The following is a 15,761-nucleotide window of genomic DNA, read 5'->3' as shown; positions in this document are numbered from 1 at the left end:
GCTATACCCCGGTAGGGTATGAAGGAAATATGAGATCTGATCCGAAGTCCGCCTGGAAGGCGCTCGAAGAGGGTAACCAGCGTTTTGTCGGCGGTTGTCCGGAGCATCCGAGTCAGAGCGTGACGCGTCGCGCCGAGCTGGCTAACGGTCAGAACCCGCAGGTGATGTTGTTCGGCTGCTCGGATAGCCGGGTGGCTGCGGAGATCATTTTTGATCAGGGCCTGGGCGACATGTTCATCGTGCGCACCGCGGGGCAGGTGATCGACTCGGCGGTGCTGGGTTCGATCGAGTACGCGGTGGCGGTGTTGGGCGTGCCGCTGATCGCGATCCTGGGGCATGACTCCTGTGGCGCGGTGGGCGCGACAGTGCAGTCCCTGGACACCGGTGAGGTGCCGGGCGGGCATATCCGGGATCTGGTGGTGCGGGTGATGCCGTCCATTCTGGGTGGCCGCAAGGACGGGCTGACCCGCATTGATGAGTTCGAGGCCCGCCATGTCGAGGAGACCGGCATCAAGCTGCTGCAGCGCTCGCAGGTGGTGGCCGATGCGGTCAAGGCCAAAAAGCTCGCGCTGGTGTATCTGACCTACAAACTCGCCGACGGACGCGTCGTTTTGCACGGCCACGTCGGCGACATCGGTAAGTCCTGAGTTGGCCGTCATGAACAAGAAGAGCGGGAGCGGTTCCGCAGCTGTACAGAACAGATCCCAGGACGACATCGAACTCGACAATCGCAACGGTGATGCCGCGGCGTCCACATCTGCCGACGCGGTCATTACCCGTGAGGCTGCCATCGGTGGCGAGGCCCGGCTTTCCTGGCTGCTTTCCGGGCTGGCCGGAATGGTTGGGGCAGTGGCCTTCTTGCATAGCGCGGGCTACTTCGTGACGTTTATGACCGGTAACACTGAGCGTGCCGTGCTGACGTGGTTCAAGGTCACGGATAAACAGCAAGTGGCGGGTGCGGGTCCGATTGCCGCCATCTCGATGATCGGTGCCTTCCTATTCGGGGTCATCGTGGCGTCCTATTGCCGGCGAAAATTCTGGAAGAATCACCCTCACGGGGCAACTGTTCTCACCACCTTCGGTCTTCTCGCGGCAGCTGCCGTCGACTTCTTCCAGGACCGGGGCTTCAACGCGAATGTTGACGTGCATTTTACGCCAATTCTCTTGTTGGCCTTTGCGATCGGGGCCTTGAACACATCGTTCGTCAAGAAGGGTGAAACGGCCATTCCGTTGAGCTATGTCACGGGGACGGTCGTCAAACTGGGACAAGGTATCGAGCGGCATCTCTTTGGCAAGGGTTCTGTCTTTGAATGGCTCGGGTACGCCATGCTTTACCTGTCCTTCATTCTGGGCGCCGCCATAGGCGGCGGCATAGCCTCGCTCTATAGCGGGTCCAAGGTGATACTCACCGTCGGATTGATATGCGGTGCAACAACTCTGATCACCTTTTTTCACTCCGACCGAAAAACCATTCTCGGTTGAGTGGTGCGGCGATTCTTGCCAGTTCGGTCTGGCGATAGCCGGAACGGTTCTTCCATCAAGTTAGAGAAAGGATGCACGTCATGGAGCCTGGATTTCAGATATACGAAGTCCGGAAAGCTCAGCCGGACAGCCCCATCGAGCGCATGAACGACCTCGCGACGGCGATGATCATTGCGGTCCTGTTCATCGCTCTGGGGATGGCCAAATTCGGACCCCTCTGGCTCATCAACTACTGACTGTCGCAAGGACACAATTTTCGTCTCGTGAGCACGCCCAGTGGCTCCTCTGCGGTGGATCAGCCGTACCACTCGAACGCGACGAATACTGCAAGCACAATTAGGATCACGTTGACGGGGGCCAGCTTCCATTCGTTGCGGCGGACATGAACACCGAAGGCCCCGGCCTGCAACACAGCTAGTCCGGCCGCGGCAAGCGGGCTCAGCACCGGGGCGATTCCCGTCGCGTGGGGGAGCACTATGCCGATCGCGCCGAGCATTTCCAGTCCGCCGATCGCCTTGACGACGTTGGGGGTGAAGTCGGTCGCCCAGGCGAGGTTGGGATTTGCCGTGATCTTCTCGTACGGGGTGATCAGTTTGAACACACCCGCGCCGAGGTGCACCACGGCGAGCACGCCGGCACAGATCCACAACCAGGTATCCATCGCGTCAGTATGCCCGGCCGTAACGGAGGTGTTCGGCCATCCCGATAAAGATCATGACCGCTGTGCGGAGGTCCTCAACGCGATTGCCGGTGGGTGGGGGGATGATGGTTGTGGAGGAAGGATGTGGCGGATTTCGTGACTGATGCCGGTGAGCTGACGCGGCGCCCTCGTGGCAGGCCGCGCAAGGGCGGGGAAGGAGTGTCGGCCGACGCTATCTTCACCGCGGCGCTGCGGGCCTTCGCCACTCATGGCTATCAGGGCATGTCGATGCGGACTCTCAATCGCGAGCTGGGAGTGAGCCACAACCTGCTGCATCAACGGTTTTCGTCCAAGGAACAGCTCTGGTACGCCGCCATAGACTGGGGATTCCAGGCGATCGTCGACAAGGTTCTGGCAGACGACGACGAGAGCTTGAGTTCCTCCGAGCGGATCAAACGATTCATCAAGATGTTTGTCATCTTCGCCGCTGAACACCCCGAGTTGATCCGCATCATGGACATCGAGGCGGGCCAGGGCAGCGACCGGCTGCAGCACATCTGTCAGGCCTACGTCATCCCTATGCAAGAACGGCTTGGCCCGGTCTACGAGGAGGCGGTCAAGGCAGGAGAGCTGCGTGATGTACCGCTCCAGACCACCTTCTTCCTCATCACGTCCGGCACCGCCGCCCTGTTCAGCAGCGAAGCGCTGGCACGGACCGTGTTCGGGGACGCCGTGTTCGATCCGGAGCAAGTTCAGGCTCACGCTGAGGCCGCTGCCGAGCTGATCGTCAGGGGCATCCTGCCGTGACGGGGGCGCCCATTCGCGGTTGTTCCTCCGTATAGTCAAGGGAATTGACATAGAGGATTCGACGCAGGAGGCGATATGGCACGCCCGCTACATGAGTTGCAGGTAGTTCGGACCGAGCAGGTGACTCCGCATATCACCCGGGTGGTGCTTGGCGGTAACGGATTTGACGGTTTCGAGGCCACCCCAGACACCGACAGTTATGCCAAGCTGATATTCCTTCCGGAGGGCCACGAAGGACCAGGTCCACGGGATATCGACCAGGCGCGCGATATGCAGGCCACCGTCCGCACCTACACGATCCGCTCCGTGGATGCCGACCGTCGCGAGATCGCCATCGACTTCGTCGTGCACGGTGACACCGGTGTGGCCGGTCCGTGGGCAGCGCGCGCCAGGCCCGGAGACAGGCTGTACGTCACCGACTCGCACGGCGCGTACTCACCCGATCCCGCTGCCGACTGGCACCTGCTGGCAGGTGACGAGTCGGCCATCCCGGCGATTACCGTCGCGCTGCAAGCACTTGCGAAGGGTGCCCGCGCCAAGGTGTTCATCGAGGTGGCCGGTCCGCAGGACGAGATCGCCTTCGATACCCGCGGCGATGTCGAGGTCATCTGGGTCCACCGCGGCGCCGGTGCCGATGAGGTCGACGACAACCTGGCGGGAGATAACGCTCCGTTGGTCGAGGCGGTGCGCTCCGCGGAGTGGCTGCCCGGGCAGGTGCATGTGTTCATCCACGGCGAGGCACAGACCGTCATGCACAGTCTGCGGCCATACATCCGGAAGGAGCGTGGGGTCGCACCACAATGGGCCGCCTCGATTTCGGGGTATTGGCGTCGCGGCCGCACGGAGGAGTCTTTTCGCGTGTGGAAACAGGAGCTGGCGTCCGCCGAAGCTACCGTGAGGGAGTGACACCGCAGCTGACCGCGATTCTCGACGAGTTCGCCGAGCATCTGGCGCTAGAGCGCGGGCGGTCGGCGCACACGCAGCGCGCCTATCGCGGCGATCTCACCTCGCTGTTCGATCACCTCTCGGCGGCCAATCCGGACGCCACCCTGGCTGACCTGTCGCTTCCGGTGTTGCGGTCATGGCTTGGCGCTCAGGCCCGGCAGGGTGCGGCACGTTCCACCGTCGCGCGGCGTACCTCGGCGGTGAAAATCTTCACCGCATGGGCGACCCGCCGCGGGCTGCTGAAAACAGATCCCGCGATTCGCCTGCAACAGCCTAAGTCTCGCCGTACGTTGCCCGCGGTGCTGCGACAAGACCAGGCCGTCGCGGCGATGGAAGCAGCGCATTCGGGTGCGGAACAAGACGATCCGATGGCATTGAGGGATCAGTTGATCGTCGAGATGCTCTACGCCACCGGGATCCGCGTCAGCGAGCTGTGCGGGCTGGATATCGACGATATCGACAGGTCGCGAAAAGTATTGCGCGTCTTGGGTAAGGGCGACAAGGAGCGCACTGTGCCATTCGGCGGTCCTGCCGCTGATGCTCTGACCGCCTGGCTGGACCGCGGTCGACCACATCTTGTCAACGCTGGTTCTGGTGCGGCGGTGCTCCTCGGCGCGCGTGGGCGGCGCATCGATCCGCGCCAGGTCCGCACCGTGGTGCATCAGACCATGTCCGCCGTGCCCGGTGCCCCCGATATCGGCCCGCACGGGTTACGGCACAGCGCCGCAACGCATCTACTCGAGGGCGGCGCGGACCTGCGTGTGGTTCAGGAGCTGCTCGGGCACTCCACACTGGCCACCACTCAGCTATACACCCATGTCACCGTGGCGCGCCTCCGGGCCGTCCACGATCAGGCACACCCGCGGGCGTGACGGCGTCACGCGGTATCGCGTGGCTTCTTTCTCCACCGGCACATCCGGGTGGGATTGACGCGCCCTGCCCAGCGACGCAACCGCGTACGGTGGGTCCTGGCTGCCCTATCCGCCTTCTCTTGTCGTGATTGCTTGCGCATCATGCGGTCCACTTCGCGCTGGTAGTAGCTCATCGATCCGCCACCACCCGTCGCCCACAGCGCTACCACCACCAATAACAGAAGCACTGCGGCGAACCCGGCTCCCGTGTGCATGGCACTTATCCGTGATTCGAAGCGTGCGGTGTGACGACGCGAACCCTCAGGGGGCCAAGGTTCAGCTCATATCTGCCACGTATGAGACGTCCTGTGCCGAGGTGCATCTCCAGTGATGTATGAGGCCCAACGGTTGTCGATATGTCGCAGCTGCACATTTATGGCTTACCTGCCTCCGGTGGTCACGAGCCGACCACGATCAGGCGCGTCCGCGGAGTGAGCGCTGTGTGGGATCGCGTCGCGACAGGTGGCTCTGTCGTGCACCACCACGGGCCACCAGAACCAGCGACCCAGCAGTGTTGCGATGGAGGGGATTACGAACGATCGCACGATCAATGTATCCAGCAGCAGACCCAGACCGACGGTCGTGCCGAGCTGGGCGATGTTGTGCGCATAGCCGGCGATCATCGCGAACATGGTGAATCCGAACACCAATCCCGCGATGGTGACCACACCTCCGGTGTTGGCCATCGAGCGGATGATGCCTGTCTTGATACCGGCGTACATCTCCTCGCGGAACCTGGCCACCAACAGCATGTTGTAGTCGGCACCCACCGCGACAAGGAAGACAAACGACAGCGGAGCCACTGACCAGTGCAGCGGATTGCCGATGATGTCCTGCCAGACGAATATGGCTAGGCCCAACGCGGACAGGTAGGACAGCGCCACCGTGCCGATGACCGCGATCGCGGCAACGAGGCTGCGCAGCAGGATCAGCACCACGCAGAACACGAACGCGAATGCCGCCACCACGCTGGTGATGAAGTCCTCTCGCGTGAATGCCTCGATGTTGAGCAGGGTGCCGCCCGGGCCCCCGATACTCACCGTGCTGCCAGCCAGGGAGGTGTTCTTCATCGCCTGTAGTGCGGTCGGAATGATCTTGGCGCTCAGGTCCATTGCCTCGCGGCTGAATCCCTCCATATCCGGTGTGACGATCATCCGGGTCACCTTGCCGTCGGTGGAGAAGAAGAACGGCATCGCGTTCTTGAAGAGCGGGTTGTCGAATGCCTGACTGGGCAGGAAGAACGACGACCCCGGGTCACCCGCCGCGAAGCTCTTGCTGAGCTCGTCGGTGAATTGTGTGATTTCGGTGACCTGAGGGACCAGGACCTGCAATGTGCTCTGCAGCGGGACGGTAACCGCATTGACCTGAGCGATGAACGCCTTCAATCCCGAAAGCTGAGCGCCGAGTTGAGGCAACGTCTGCGCCAGGGCCCCGGTTCCGTTCACGAGATTGCCAACGAGGCTGTCAAAACGGTGCAAGTCATCGAACAGCGAGAACCCGGTGAGTGCGGCCTGGCAATACTCGTTGTCCCGGCAGTTCGGAATCGAGCCCACGAAGTCCTCGGCGGGTCTGGCGGTCTCGCGCAGCGTGTCCACCTTCTGGACCACGGCGGCCAGGCTGGTGCGCAATTCGGTCGCGCCCGCCTGGATCTGGGTCGCACCGCGGGTCCCGTTCTGCAGCGCCTGCTCCAGGCCCTTGACGGTGAGCGAAAGCTGCCCGACCCGGCCACTGAGTGCAGTGAGATCGGTGATGCGCTGGCTGAGTAGATTGGTCATCTGGGTCAGCCGCCCACCGATGTATCCGGCCTGCGAGGTAAGTGCCCCTTGGTCCAACGGGGCGCCGAGCGGGCGCGTGATGCCCTGCACATTGTTGATACCAGGGATGTTCAGCACCGCATTGGACAGCTTCGCCAGCGCGATCATGTCCCCTGAATTGCGCATGTCATGGTCAGACTCGATCAGGAAAAGACTGGGGGCCATGATGTTTGGCGGCAGGTGGCGGTCCGACGCGGCGAAGCCCAGATTCGCGGGAGAGTCACTGGGCTGTGCGGCCTGCTCGTTAAAGCTAGGCCGAAATCCTGGAATGACCAACAGTGCCAGCGCGAGCACGGCCAAGCTGCCCGCGAGCACCGGGCCCGGCCAGCGCACCACGTAGGTGGCGATGCGTCGCCACCGGCGCTGTGACTTCTCTTGGCGCGGCTCGAAGTAACCGAGCCGGCTGCCCAGGCCAAGGAGTGCGGGGCCGAGGGTCAGCGCGGCGGCCAGCGTGACAATGACCGCGATGGTGCACGGCAGTCCCGAGGTGCTGAAGATCGCCAGGCGGGTGAAGACCATGCACGCGGTGGCGCCGGCAACGGTGAGCCCCGAGGCAATGATGATGTGCTGGACCCCGGCCAGGGCCGTGTAGTAGGCCGATTCCGGATCTTCTCCGGCGCGGCGAGCTTCCTGATATCTGCCGAGCAGAAATATGCCGTAATCGATTCCGGCCCCCAGCACGATCACCGCCAGGAGTGCGGAGGCGAAGATCGACACCCCGATGACTTGGTGTTCGCCGAGGAACGCGACGATGGGCCGTCCGACGCCGAGCCCCGCGCCCGCGACCAGCAGCGGCATGGCGATGGTTATCGGGTTGCGGTACACCAGGAGCAAGATGGCGCCAACCAACAAGCCGCACGAGATCAGCAACAGCAGGATCGAATCGTTGATCGAGACCAGCTCGTCGTTGACTACCGCGGACGGCCCGGTGAGGTGTGCGGTAATTCCTTTGGGTGGAGGATATTCGGCGATGATGTCGCGAATGGCCTGGGTGGATTCCATGGCCAGCGCCGTCCCCATGTTGCCGGACAGGTTAATCAGGACATAGGCGGCCTTGCCGTCCGCGCTCTCGTTGGCCGGGGCGAACTGCGGGTTGGACCACAGGTCCATGGAGGAGTTGACGTGCTTCTTGTCTTGGTTGATCCGGCTCAGGATCGACGAGTAATACTGGTGCGCTTCGGTTCCCAACGGGGCATCGCCCTCGAGGAGCAGGTAGACGAAGTTGTTGGTGCCGGCTCCGCCGAAGTAGTTGCCCATCTTGACGATCGCCTGAACGGAGGCGGCATCATCGGGTAGGAACGAGCGGGCGTGCCCCTTGATCACCGTCTCCAGCTGGGGGACAGCGAGGTTGAGTGCTCCGGCTGCGGCGAGCCACAGCACGATGACGGGCAGGGAGAACCTGTACATCAGGCGGGCGAGCAGGGGGCGCCGGTTGTTGTGGATGTTCACGCCACTACCACCTGGCAGGAGACGGCCGATGAGTCGGAAGACTTTTCGTCACGGACCTCGCCGTTGATCGTGATGCTGCAGGACATCTGGCCAGCGGTGGCCTGGGCGACCACGCCGGTGGGGATGGTGAGCTGCCCCGTGCGCAGGGTGGTTTGCCAGGGGAGGGTGCCCGATACCTCGCGCACGGTGCCGTCGGTATCGAGATAGGACGCGGCGACGGTGGCACCGATCGGTCCGTTAAGTCGGTACTCGACAACCTTTTCGCGTGGCTTGCCGATCGACGGCGGCTTGAACGAATGGCCGATCGCAGGGTCTGGGATGTCGCTGAGCCGTAGATGGGCTATGTAGCCCCCGGCGATACAGAGGATCGCAATAGATACCAGATACACCCACGCGCCACGCATTCCAGCTCCTCATTGATCCGGTTGGTGAGCGTTGACGTTAACTGGCCGATCGTTAATTTAACAGTCGGTCATATCAACATCACACCGATCGGTCTACTATGATGCGGGGCACACTCATACTTGGCCCTGGGTGGCTCGAAACTGGTAGAAGGGACTGGTGACACGGGCAGGTACCAAGGGCATGCCCCGCGCCGAGCGGGAGCAACAGATCCTGGATGCCGCATGTCAGGAGTTCGGCCGCAGTGGGTATGCGGGCATGTCCCTGGCCGCGGTGGCGTCGGCCGTCGGAGTGTCCAAGCCCATGGTGCTGGCGTATTTCGGGTCCAAGGAGCAGCTCTATGTCGCGTGTGTACAGCGCGCGGGAGCAATCGTGGGCGATCACATCGAGGCGGCAATGGAGGCCGCCCCGCCCACACTCGCGTTGCCGCGAGCTGTGCTGCAGGCTGTCTTTCAGGCCCTCGCGCCGCGTCCGTCGGACTGGCTGGTCATCTGGGATCAGACCCTGCCCGAGGACAGCGAAGCACTTGCCGCGGCCCGGGTCGCCAGAATGCGGCTCGCCGCCCTGGCCGGTCAGGGCGTGGCCGCGGTCGGGAGCGCGGCCACGCAGCTGCGCGATCCGCAGGACATCGGTGTGCTTACCCAGGGCTGGATGGGGATGGTCGGCGCCATGATCACCTGGTGGATCCGGCACCCCGAGCAGAGCGCGGAGCAGATGGCCGAGCGCGCGAGTCGGCTGATCACCATCATCGCCAGTGCCGGGATATCCGAGGCGGAGTCGCCCGACGGGGCTGCCACGCCACGGCCCGGCAGGCCCGTGCGAGGGTCCGGTTCCGGGCAGCCACTCAACGCGGCATTCGACCTGTTCGGTCGACGTTGGGCAATCCTGGCACTGTGGGAATTGCGCTCCGGAACAAAGACTTTCTCGGAGCTGCGGCGGGCCATGGGCGGAACGGGGGAGGTGTCGAGTGGCGTGCTCACCACACGTCTGGACGAGTTGACCGCCGCGCATATCGTGCGGAGCCGGGATGGGGAGTACTCGCTGACGGCGGTGGGCAAGGCGCTACTCGTCGCGCTGGCCCCGCTGGAATTGTGGGCAAGAGCCTGGTCGGTATCGGTCCGATGACTACAGTGCCAAGCATGCGCGCCGGAATTCTGGTGGCGGCCACGGCCGCTGTGTTGAGCCTCGGAATCGTGGCACCGGGAACGGCCCTCGCCGATGTGTATCCGCCGTGGTGGGTGTGCATGGCCAACGGCGGTGAGATGCGCGCCTTCTACCAAGTGGTGACCGAACAGGACGCGCTCGACCGTTTTCATGACGCGGTGTCCAGGCTGTCGCAGTCCACCGGAAAACCCGCGCACGTCGATATATGTCAGCCCGCCTGAAGCGGCTTCAGTCGCAGCGGCGTCGAGGCCAATAGTCCCAGCGGATCCAGGTAATCCGCGGCCGACGCGGGCCCGCGCAGGGCGCCCCAGTGCAGGCAGGCCGCGGCGGGGCATCCCGGATGCCCCGTGAGCAATGTCCCGATGACCGATCCTTCCGACACCCGTTGACCCGGTTTGACCAGCGGTGTGACCGGTTCGTAGCTGGTACGCAGGCCGCCCGCGTGCTCGATCGAGATCAGCGGCCTACCCGCGAGCGATCCGGCGTACACCACAATTCCCGCCCCGGCCGCGACCACACGCTGACCAGGGGTGCCGGCCATATCTACCCCGCGATGACCCCGGTTCCAGCGTTCCCGCGGCGCGTCGAAATATCGAGTTATCGCAGCTCGGGGACGTAGCGGCCAGTCGAAACGGTCCTCCGCATCCCCGGGGGCGGCGGCTGTCGTGGGGGAGAAGGCCAGCACCAGGACGAGAATCAGTACGGGACACCCATACGCCCTGAACCACACGACGTCATGGTGACCGGACGAGGGCGGTGCGGGAAAGAGCCATGAGGGCGCTGTGGATAACTGCCGGAGCTCTGGCGCAATCCTTCGAGACGTGGCGAAAAGCACTCGTCGCGGCATGTAAACTCATCAGCGCAACTCGCCTAGCGGGTTGACTTCGCGCGTCTGCCCACGAGCTCGTGACCAGCATGCCGGGCGGTCCCATCCAGGTGGGTCCCGGCATCAGCAGACGCTAGGGCCCAGGATCACCCGATCCCGGGCGGCAACCGACAACATAAAGGAATGGCTCACCATGGCCGTCGTAACAATGAAGCAGCTGCTTGACAGCGGCGCGCACTTCGGGCATCAGACCCGTCGTTGGAACCCCAAGATGAAGCGGTTCATCTTCACCGACCGCAACGGCATTTACATCATCGACTTGCAGCAGACGCTGACCTACATCGACAAGGCGTACGAGTTCGTCAAAGAGACCGTCGCCCACGGTGGTTCGGTCATGTTCGTCGGCACCAAGAAGCAGGCTCAGGAGCCGATCGCCGAAGAGGCGACCCGCGTCGGCATGCCCTACGTGAACCAGCGCTGGCTGGGCGGCATGCTCACCAACTTCTCCACCGTCCACAAGCGTCTGCAGCGCCTCAAGGAGCTGGAGGCCATGGAGCAGACCGGTGGCTTCGAGGGACGCACCAAGAAGGAAATCCTCATGCTCACGCGTGAGAAGAACAAGCTTGAGCGCAGCCTCGGCGGTATCCGGGATATGCAGAAGGTGCCTTCGGCGATCTTCGTGGTGGATACCAACAAGGAGCACCTCGCTGTTGCCGAGGCCCGCAAGCTGAACATCCCGATCATTGCGATCCTGGACACCAACTGCGATCCCGATGTCGTCGACTACCCGATCCCGGGCAACGACGATGCGATCCGCAGCGCTGCGCTGCTCACCAAGGTCGTTGCTTCCGCGATCGCCGAGGGCCTCCAGGCCCGCTCCGGTCTGGCCGGTGGCGACGAGAAGCCAGAGGCCGCCGAGCCGCTCGCCGAGTGGGAGCAGGAATTGCTTGCCTCCGCCGTCGCAGAGGCTCCGGCCGCTGAGGCTGCCGATGCCACAGAGGCTCCGGCCGCTGAGGCTGCAGAGGCTCCGGCCGCCGAAGCTGCTGCTACCGAAACCACAACCGAGGAAGGCTAAATGGCGAATTTCACTGCTGCCGATGTGAAGCGGCTCCGGGAACTGACCGGTGCCGGAATGCTCGACTGCAAGAACGCCCTGGCCGAGTCCGATGGTGATTTCGACAAGGCCGTCGAGGTGCTGCGCATCAAGGGTGCCAAGGACGTTGGCAAGCGCGCTGAGCGTGCGACCGCCGAGGGCCTCGTTGCCGCGCGTGACGGTGTGCTGGTCGAGCTGAACGCAGAGACCGACTTCGTCGCCAAGAACGCCGAGTTCCAGGGGCTCGCCGACATCATCGTCGGTGCGGCCGCGGCCGGCAAGATCGGTGATCTGGACGCCCTCAAGGCCGCCAAGGTCGAGGACGGCCGGACGGTCGAGCAGGCCATCGCCGACCTTTCCGCCAAGATCGGCGAGAAGCTGGAGCTGCGCCGGGTGGCGTACTTCGACGGCACCGTGGAGACCTACCTGCACAAGCGTGCTGCTGACCTGCCGCCCGCGGTAGGCGTGCTGGTCGAGTACACGGGATCTGGCACCGAGGCCGCGCACTCGGTCGCACTGCAGATCGCCGCGCTCAAGGCCAAGTACCTGACGCGTGAGGACGTTCCGGCCGATGTGGTCGAGAACGAGCGTCGCATCGCCGAGGAGACCGCGAAGTCGGAAGGCAAGCCCGAGCAGGCGCTGCCCAAGATTGTCGAGGGTCGCGTCAACGGTTACTACAAGGATGTCGTGCTGCTGGATCAGGCGTCGGTGTCCGATAGCAAGAAGACCGTCAAGGCCCTTCTCGACGAGGCCGGTGTCACCGTGACCCGCTTCGCGCGGTTCGAGGTTGGACAGGCCTAACTCGCTTAAAATAACTCGGCCCCGCCAGGATTCGTTCCTGTGCGGGGCCGAGTTGTTTGTGCGCTAGCCTTCGGCCATGCCAGCTGTCGGGCGATACGCCAAAGGGGAGGCCAAGCGCCGGGAAATCCTCGCCGCCGCGTTGACGGTGTTGGAGCGCGACGGGGAGGCGGGCGCTTCGATGCGCGTCATCGCCAAGGAGGCCAACATCAGTTTGGCCGGACTCATGCACTACTTCCCGGCGCGGGACGTGATTCTCACCGAGATCCAACGCGGCGCCGATGCCACATTCGAAGAGCGGTATCGGAACTCGACCGCAGAGATCGATCCGGGTGAGGTGCTGGCGCAGGCCATGCTGGACAAGGCGAGTAAGCCCGGCTCGGGGACGGTCTATCTGTCGTTGGCCGCCGCCGCGGCGGTCGATCCGGGGCATCCCGCCGGGGCGTATTTGCGTGACCGGTACGAAAGGATGCGTGCCCGCGTCGCCGATTATGTGCGGGGACGTCAGGCCGACGGCAGGGTGCCCGCGCATGTCGATGCCGATTTTGCCGCCACCGCGTTGATAGCCGCCGCCGACGGCATTCAGATCCAATGGATGTCGGACCCGTCCATTGATATGGGTGAGCACATGCGCCGGGTGTGGGAGCAGCTGCTCCGCTAAAACCATACAGTGTATGGTTTTAGCATGAAGTGGATGAGCGCCGTCATGGCATCGGCAGTCGTGTTCGCGGTGGGGTTGACCGCCTGCAGCCCCCGGCAGGAGGGCGCAGGGGACGATTCGGCGTGGGACCGTGGGTTCTATTGGGGCACTGCCACCGCGGGCTACCAGGTGGAGGGGAGTGCCCCGGACAGCAACTGGCGCCGCTACGTCGACCGCGCCGCGGGCATGCCCGCGGTGGCTGATCAATCCAACCCCCTCGGGGACGGGCCCGTCGATCCGTACCGGCAGGCAGACGACTTTCGCCACCGATACGCCGAGGACATCGCCAATGCACATGCCATGGGCGTCAATACATTTCGGTTCGGACTGGAGTGGTCGCGGGTCATGCCCGAGCCGGGCAAGTGGGACGAGAAGGAACTTGCGTACTACGACTCCATCGTCGCCACGCTGCGCGAGAACGGCATGACGCCGATGATCACGCTCATGCACTGGGTGTACCCGGGCTGGGTTGCCGACAGCGGCGGGTTTATGAACAACGTCGCGGCATTCGAAGACTTCGCCAAGGCGATCACCAAACGCTATGCCGGGCAAGGGGTGCTGTGGGTCAGCATCAACGAACCGCTGGCCTTCGGGGCGATGGAGGTACGTACCGGCGCGATCAAGCCCGACCAGTTCGAGGGGTTTCTGGACAGGGTCGCCGAGGCCCACCGCGCCGTGTACCGGGCCGCACACGAGGCCGACCCCAAGGCGAAAGTGACGACCAACGAGGCCTACATCCCGCCGGATGTGTTGGCGCAGTTCGCAGGTTTCGGGGTGAAGGGGATCGAGGGATCGTTCTTCGACCGGGTCGCCGGCAGTCTGGATTACCTGGGGTTCGACTATTACACCGGCACCGCGGCGGATAACCCCGCATCGGGGCAAAGCATGGCTGCGCGCTGGAACATCAAACTGCAGCCCGAAGACATCTACTACGTATCGCGGCACTACGCGCAGCGATATCCCGGGCTGCCGATCTACGTCGTCGAGAACGGCATGGTCACCGATAACGGAAAACCGCGGTCAGATGGCGTGACCCGGTCGCAGTACCTCAGCGACACCGTCTTCTGGCTGCAGCGGGCCAAGGCCGACGGTATTCCGATCATCGGGTACAACTACTGGTCCTTGGTCGACAACTACGAATGGGGAAGCTACCGGCCACGTTTCGGTCTGTACACCGTCGACGCGCTGGGTGATCCGGCGCTGAAGCGCGTGCCCACCGATGCCGTCCAGGCCTATACGCAGATCACCCGGGACGCGGGCACCGCACCCGGCTATCGCCCGGTGATCCCGGTGGCGAAATGCTCCACGACGGTGGGGCAGGACAGCTGTGCGCCACTGGATCCGAAGGGGCCGACGGTTCCGCTGCGTTAACCGCTGAGCAGGAAGTAGCGGTCCGGGTCGTCCAGGACCACCTCGGGGTTACCGTCGACGGTGATGTCGGCGCGTTCCGCGGTGGGATCCTGGCGGAAGTGCTCGTCTTCGGCGTCAATCCACAGGCGCCAGAAGTCGCGCAGCTCCGCGCCATCGCGAACCTCGGCGCGGTGACGGCGGGTTGCCTGGTCGGTCTGTACCCAGATCAGCGAACTCAACTGGCCGGCGGCGGCCGAGCGGCCGGACCCGACGCCCTCGAGGATCAGCACCGATGGTGGTGGGCATTGCTCCTGCGGGCCGAACTCACGGGTCTCCCAGTCGTAACGTCGATACTGGGCCGGCTTGCCGTGCGCCCAGGGCGTCAGTACCTGTTCCTCGAACCGGGGCCACCAACCGAAGAACGTGTCCCAGGATGCGAAGTCATCGGTGTGCAGGACCACCGCCGGGGTTGTCGCCGACAGTGCGGTGTGTAATCGCGCAGCAAAGGTGCTCTTGCCAGCGGCGCCCCTGCCGTCGATGGCGACGACGCGCACGTCACCGCACTGTGGCCGGCTCTCGTTGATGAGCCCGGCCAGCCACGAGAAGCTCCGCAGTCGGGCCGGTGTCGCCATGGCGCGAGCTTACTGGTGCTCGGCTAACCTGTTCCGGTGGACTGGACTGAGCTAATCGGCAGCATGGCCGGTGTGCTGTTCGTCGTCCTGGCTGTCCGCCAGAATATTTGGACCTTCCCGGTAGCGATCGTCAGCTCCCTGTTCTACATCGTGGTTTTCGCCCGGCAGACCCTGTACGCCGATGCTGCCCTGCAGATCATGTTTATCGCGCTGGCCGTGCAGGGTTGGTATCTGTGGCGCTGGGGGAGTCAGAGTCGGCACGGCGTCGCGGTGCGGCGGACGCCGTCGTGGGCGTGGCTGCCGTTGGCAGTGTCTTTGGCCGTCCTGGTGGCAGGGCTCTATGCATTCCTGGTCACCTTCACCGATTCCAATGCCCCTCAGCTTGATTCGGTAATCACTGGGTTCAGCGTCGTATCCCAATTCATGATGAACCGGAAATGGATCGAGAATTGGGCCCTGTGGATCGTCACCGACGCGTTTTCTGTGGGTGTTTACCTGTTCAAGGGACTCAATCTCACGGCGGGCTTCTACGTGTTCCTCACCGTCATGGCCGCTGTCGGCCTGTGGAGCTGGAGAAAAGAGCTGCGCACGGTGGCAGCCGCCCACTCGATATGAATAACCCGCCCCTTTCAACATATATCGGACAGGGGGGCTTGCGGCAAGACCCCGGTCATACCGCACAATCGCAGGCTGAATATCACAGGCTGAATGTCAGATGCCATGAACTAGAACGAAAACGGGGAACATC

General features: G+C 63.7%; 19 protein-coding genes. 13 read left to right on the top strand and 6 right to left on the bottom strand.

What is annotated here, in order from left to right:
- The first annotated feature begins 29 nt into the window (after positions 1-29).
- The 3 genes from DSM43276_RS15030 (at position 30) to DSM43276_RS23605 (ending at position 1,718) form a co-directional block, all read left to right on the top strand.
- Complete coding sequence (locus DSM43276_RS15030) at positions 30-647, top strand: carbonic anhydrase (protein WP_136629098.1); 618 nt, start codon at positions 30-32, stop codon at positions 645-647.
- A gap of 10 nt (positions 648-657) precedes the next feature.
- On the top strand, positions 658-1,482 hold the full coding sequence (locus DSM43276_RS15025; RefSeq protein WP_078331440.1) for a YoaK family protein: 825 nt from the start codon (positions 658-660) through the stop codon (positions 1,480-1,482).
- Between the two features lie 80 nt (positions 1,483-1,562).
- The gene (locus DSM43276_RS23605; protein WP_169053061.1) at positions 1,563-1,718 is read left to right on the top strand and encodes a hypothetical protein; all 156 of its coding nucleotides are present in this window, start codon (positions 1,563-1,565) and stop codon (positions 1,716-1,718) included.
- Between the two features lie 59 nt (positions 1,719-1,777).
- Here the strand turns inward: DSM43276_RS23605 and DSM43276_RS15020 are convergent, their stop codons facing one another.
- The gene (locus DSM43276_RS15020) at positions 1,778-2,143 is read right to left on the bottom strand and encodes a DoxX family protein (RefSeq protein ID WP_078331439.1); all 366 of its coding nucleotides are present in this window, start codon (positions 2,141-2,143) and stop codon (positions 1,778-1,780) included.
- A gap of 198 nt (positions 2,144-2,341) precedes the next feature.
- Between DSM43276_RS15020 and DSM43276_RS15015 the strand changes: the two genes are divergently transcribed.
- From DSM43276_RS15015 to DSM43276_RS15005, 3 genes are all read left to right on the top strand, one after another.
- Positions 2,342-2,929, top strand: coding sequence for a TetR/AcrR family transcriptional regulator (locus DSM43276_RS15015; RefSeq protein ID WP_078331442.1), 588 nt, complete (start codon positions 2,342-2,344; stop codon positions 2,927-2,929).
- A 75-nt stretch (positions 2,930-3,004) separates the two neighbouring features.
- Complete coding sequence (locus DSM43276_RS15010) at positions 3,005-3,835, top strand: siderophore-interacting protein (protein ID WP_078331438.1); 831 nt, start codon at positions 3,005-3,007, stop codon at positions 3,833-3,835.
- On the top strand, positions 3,832-4,746 hold the full coding sequence (locus DSM43276_RS15005) for a tyrosine recombinase XerC (RefSeq protein WP_078331437.1): 915 nt from the start codon (positions 3,832-3,834) through the stop codon (positions 4,744-4,746). The genes DSM43276_RS15010 and DSM43276_RS15005 overlap by 4 nt, the downstream gene beginning before the upstream one ends.
- 5 nt (positions 4,747-4,751) lie before the next feature.
- On the opposite strand, the gene DSM43276_RS15000 is transcribed toward DSM43276_RS15005, so the two are convergent.
- The 3 genes from DSM43276_RS15000 to DSM43276_RS14990 form a co-directional block, all read right to left on the bottom strand.
- Entirely contained in the window at positions 4,752-5,000 is a 249-nt protein-coding gene (locus DSM43276_RS15000) for a hypothetical protein (RefSeq protein ID WP_078331436.1), read from the bottom strand.
- Between the two features lie 165 nt (positions 5,001-5,165).
- Positions 5,166-8,006, bottom strand: a complete 2,841-nt coding sequence (locus DSM43276_RS14995) for an MMPL/RND family transporter (protein WP_234803123.1) — start codon at positions 8,004-8,006, stop codon at positions 5,166-5,168.
- Between the two features lie 38 nt (positions 8,007-8,044).
- On the bottom strand, positions 8,045-8,452 hold the full coding sequence (locus DSM43276_RS14990; RefSeq protein WP_078331434.1) for an MmpS family transport accessory protein: 408 nt from the start codon (positions 8,450-8,452) through the stop codon (positions 8,045-8,047).
- 157 nt (positions 8,453-8,609) lie between these two features.
- Here DSM43276_RS14990 and DSM43276_RS14985 point away from each other — a divergent pair, with 157 nt between their 5' ends.
- Complete coding sequence (locus DSM43276_RS14985) at positions 8,610-9,575, top strand: TetR family transcriptional regulator (protein WP_078331433.1); 966 nt, start codon at positions 8,610-8,612, stop codon at positions 9,573-9,575.
- 14 nt (positions 9,576-9,589) lie between these two features.
- Positions 9,590-9,835: a hypothetical protein gene (locus DSM43276_RS14980; protein ID WP_078331432.1), complete on the top strand. Its 246-nt coding sequence runs from the start codon at positions 9,590-9,592 to the stop codon at positions 9,833-9,835.
- Here the strand turns inward: DSM43276_RS14980 and DSM43276_RS14975 are convergent.
- The gene (locus DSM43276_RS14975) at positions 9,823-10,296 is read right to left on the bottom strand and encodes a M23 family metallopeptidase (protein ID WP_234803122.1); all 474 of its coding nucleotides are present in this window, start codon (positions 10,294-10,296) and stop codon (positions 9,823-9,825) included. The two genes, DSM43276_RS14980 and DSM43276_RS14975, sit on opposite strands and share 13 nt — an antisense overlap.
- 337 nt (positions 10,297-10,633) lie before the next feature.
- On the opposite strand from DSM43276_RS14975, the gene rpsB reads away from it, so the two are divergent.
- From rpsB to DSM43276_RS14955, 4 genes are all read left to right on the top strand, one after another.
- The gene (gene rpsB / locus DSM43276_RS14970) at positions 10,634-11,515 is read left to right on the top strand and encodes a 30S ribosomal protein S2 (RefSeq protein ID WP_078331430.1); all 882 of its coding nucleotides are present in this window, start codon (positions 10,634-10,636) and stop codon (positions 11,513-11,515) included.
- The gene (gene tsf / locus DSM43276_RS14965) at positions 11,516-12,334 is read left to right on the top strand and encodes a translation elongation factor Ts (protein WP_078287566.1); all 819 of its coding nucleotides are present in this window, start codon (positions 11,516-11,518) and stop codon (positions 12,332-12,334) included.
- Between the two features lie 76 nt (positions 12,335-12,410).
- Positions 12,411-12,992 carry a TetR/AcrR family transcriptional regulator gene (locus DSM43276_RS14960; RefSeq protein ID WP_078331429.1) on the top strand — a complete coding sequence of 194 codons (582 nt, stop codon included), beginning with the start codon at positions 12,411-12,413 and terminating at the stop codon, positions 12,990-12,992.
- A 24-nt stretch (positions 12,993-13,016) separates the two neighbouring features.
- Positions 13,017-14,402, top strand: a complete 1,386-nt coding sequence (locus tag DSM43276_RS14955) for a glycoside hydrolase family 1 protein (RefSeq protein WP_078331428.1) — start codon at positions 13,017-13,019, stop codon at positions 14,400-14,402.
- Here the strand turns inward: DSM43276_RS14955 and DSM43276_RS14950 are convergent.
- Positions 14,399-15,013, bottom strand: a complete 615-nt coding sequence (locus tag DSM43276_RS14950) for a uridine kinase family protein (protein WP_078331427.1) — start codon at positions 15,011-15,013, stop codon at positions 14,399-14,401. The genes DSM43276_RS14955 and DSM43276_RS14950 overlap by 4 nt on opposite strands.
- A gap of 36 nt (positions 15,014-15,049) precedes the next feature.
- Between DSM43276_RS14950 and pnuC the strand changes: the two genes are divergently transcribed.
- Entirely contained in the window at positions 15,050-15,628 is a 579-nt protein-coding gene (gene pnuC / locus DSM43276_RS14945; protein WP_078326796.1) for a nicotinamide riboside transporter PnuC, read from the top strand.
- Positions 15,629-15,761 lie beyond the last annotated feature (133 nt).

Origin of the sequence: Mycobacteroides salmoniphilum (genome assembly GCF_004924335.1) — a bacterium.
Lineage (GTDB): Bacteria > Actinomycetota > Actinomycetes > Mycobacteriales > Mycobacteriaceae > Mycobacterium > Mycobacterium salmoniphilum.
Note: the sequence above shows the minus strand (reverse complement) of the source record. Positions and strands in the feature narration are given on the sequence as shown.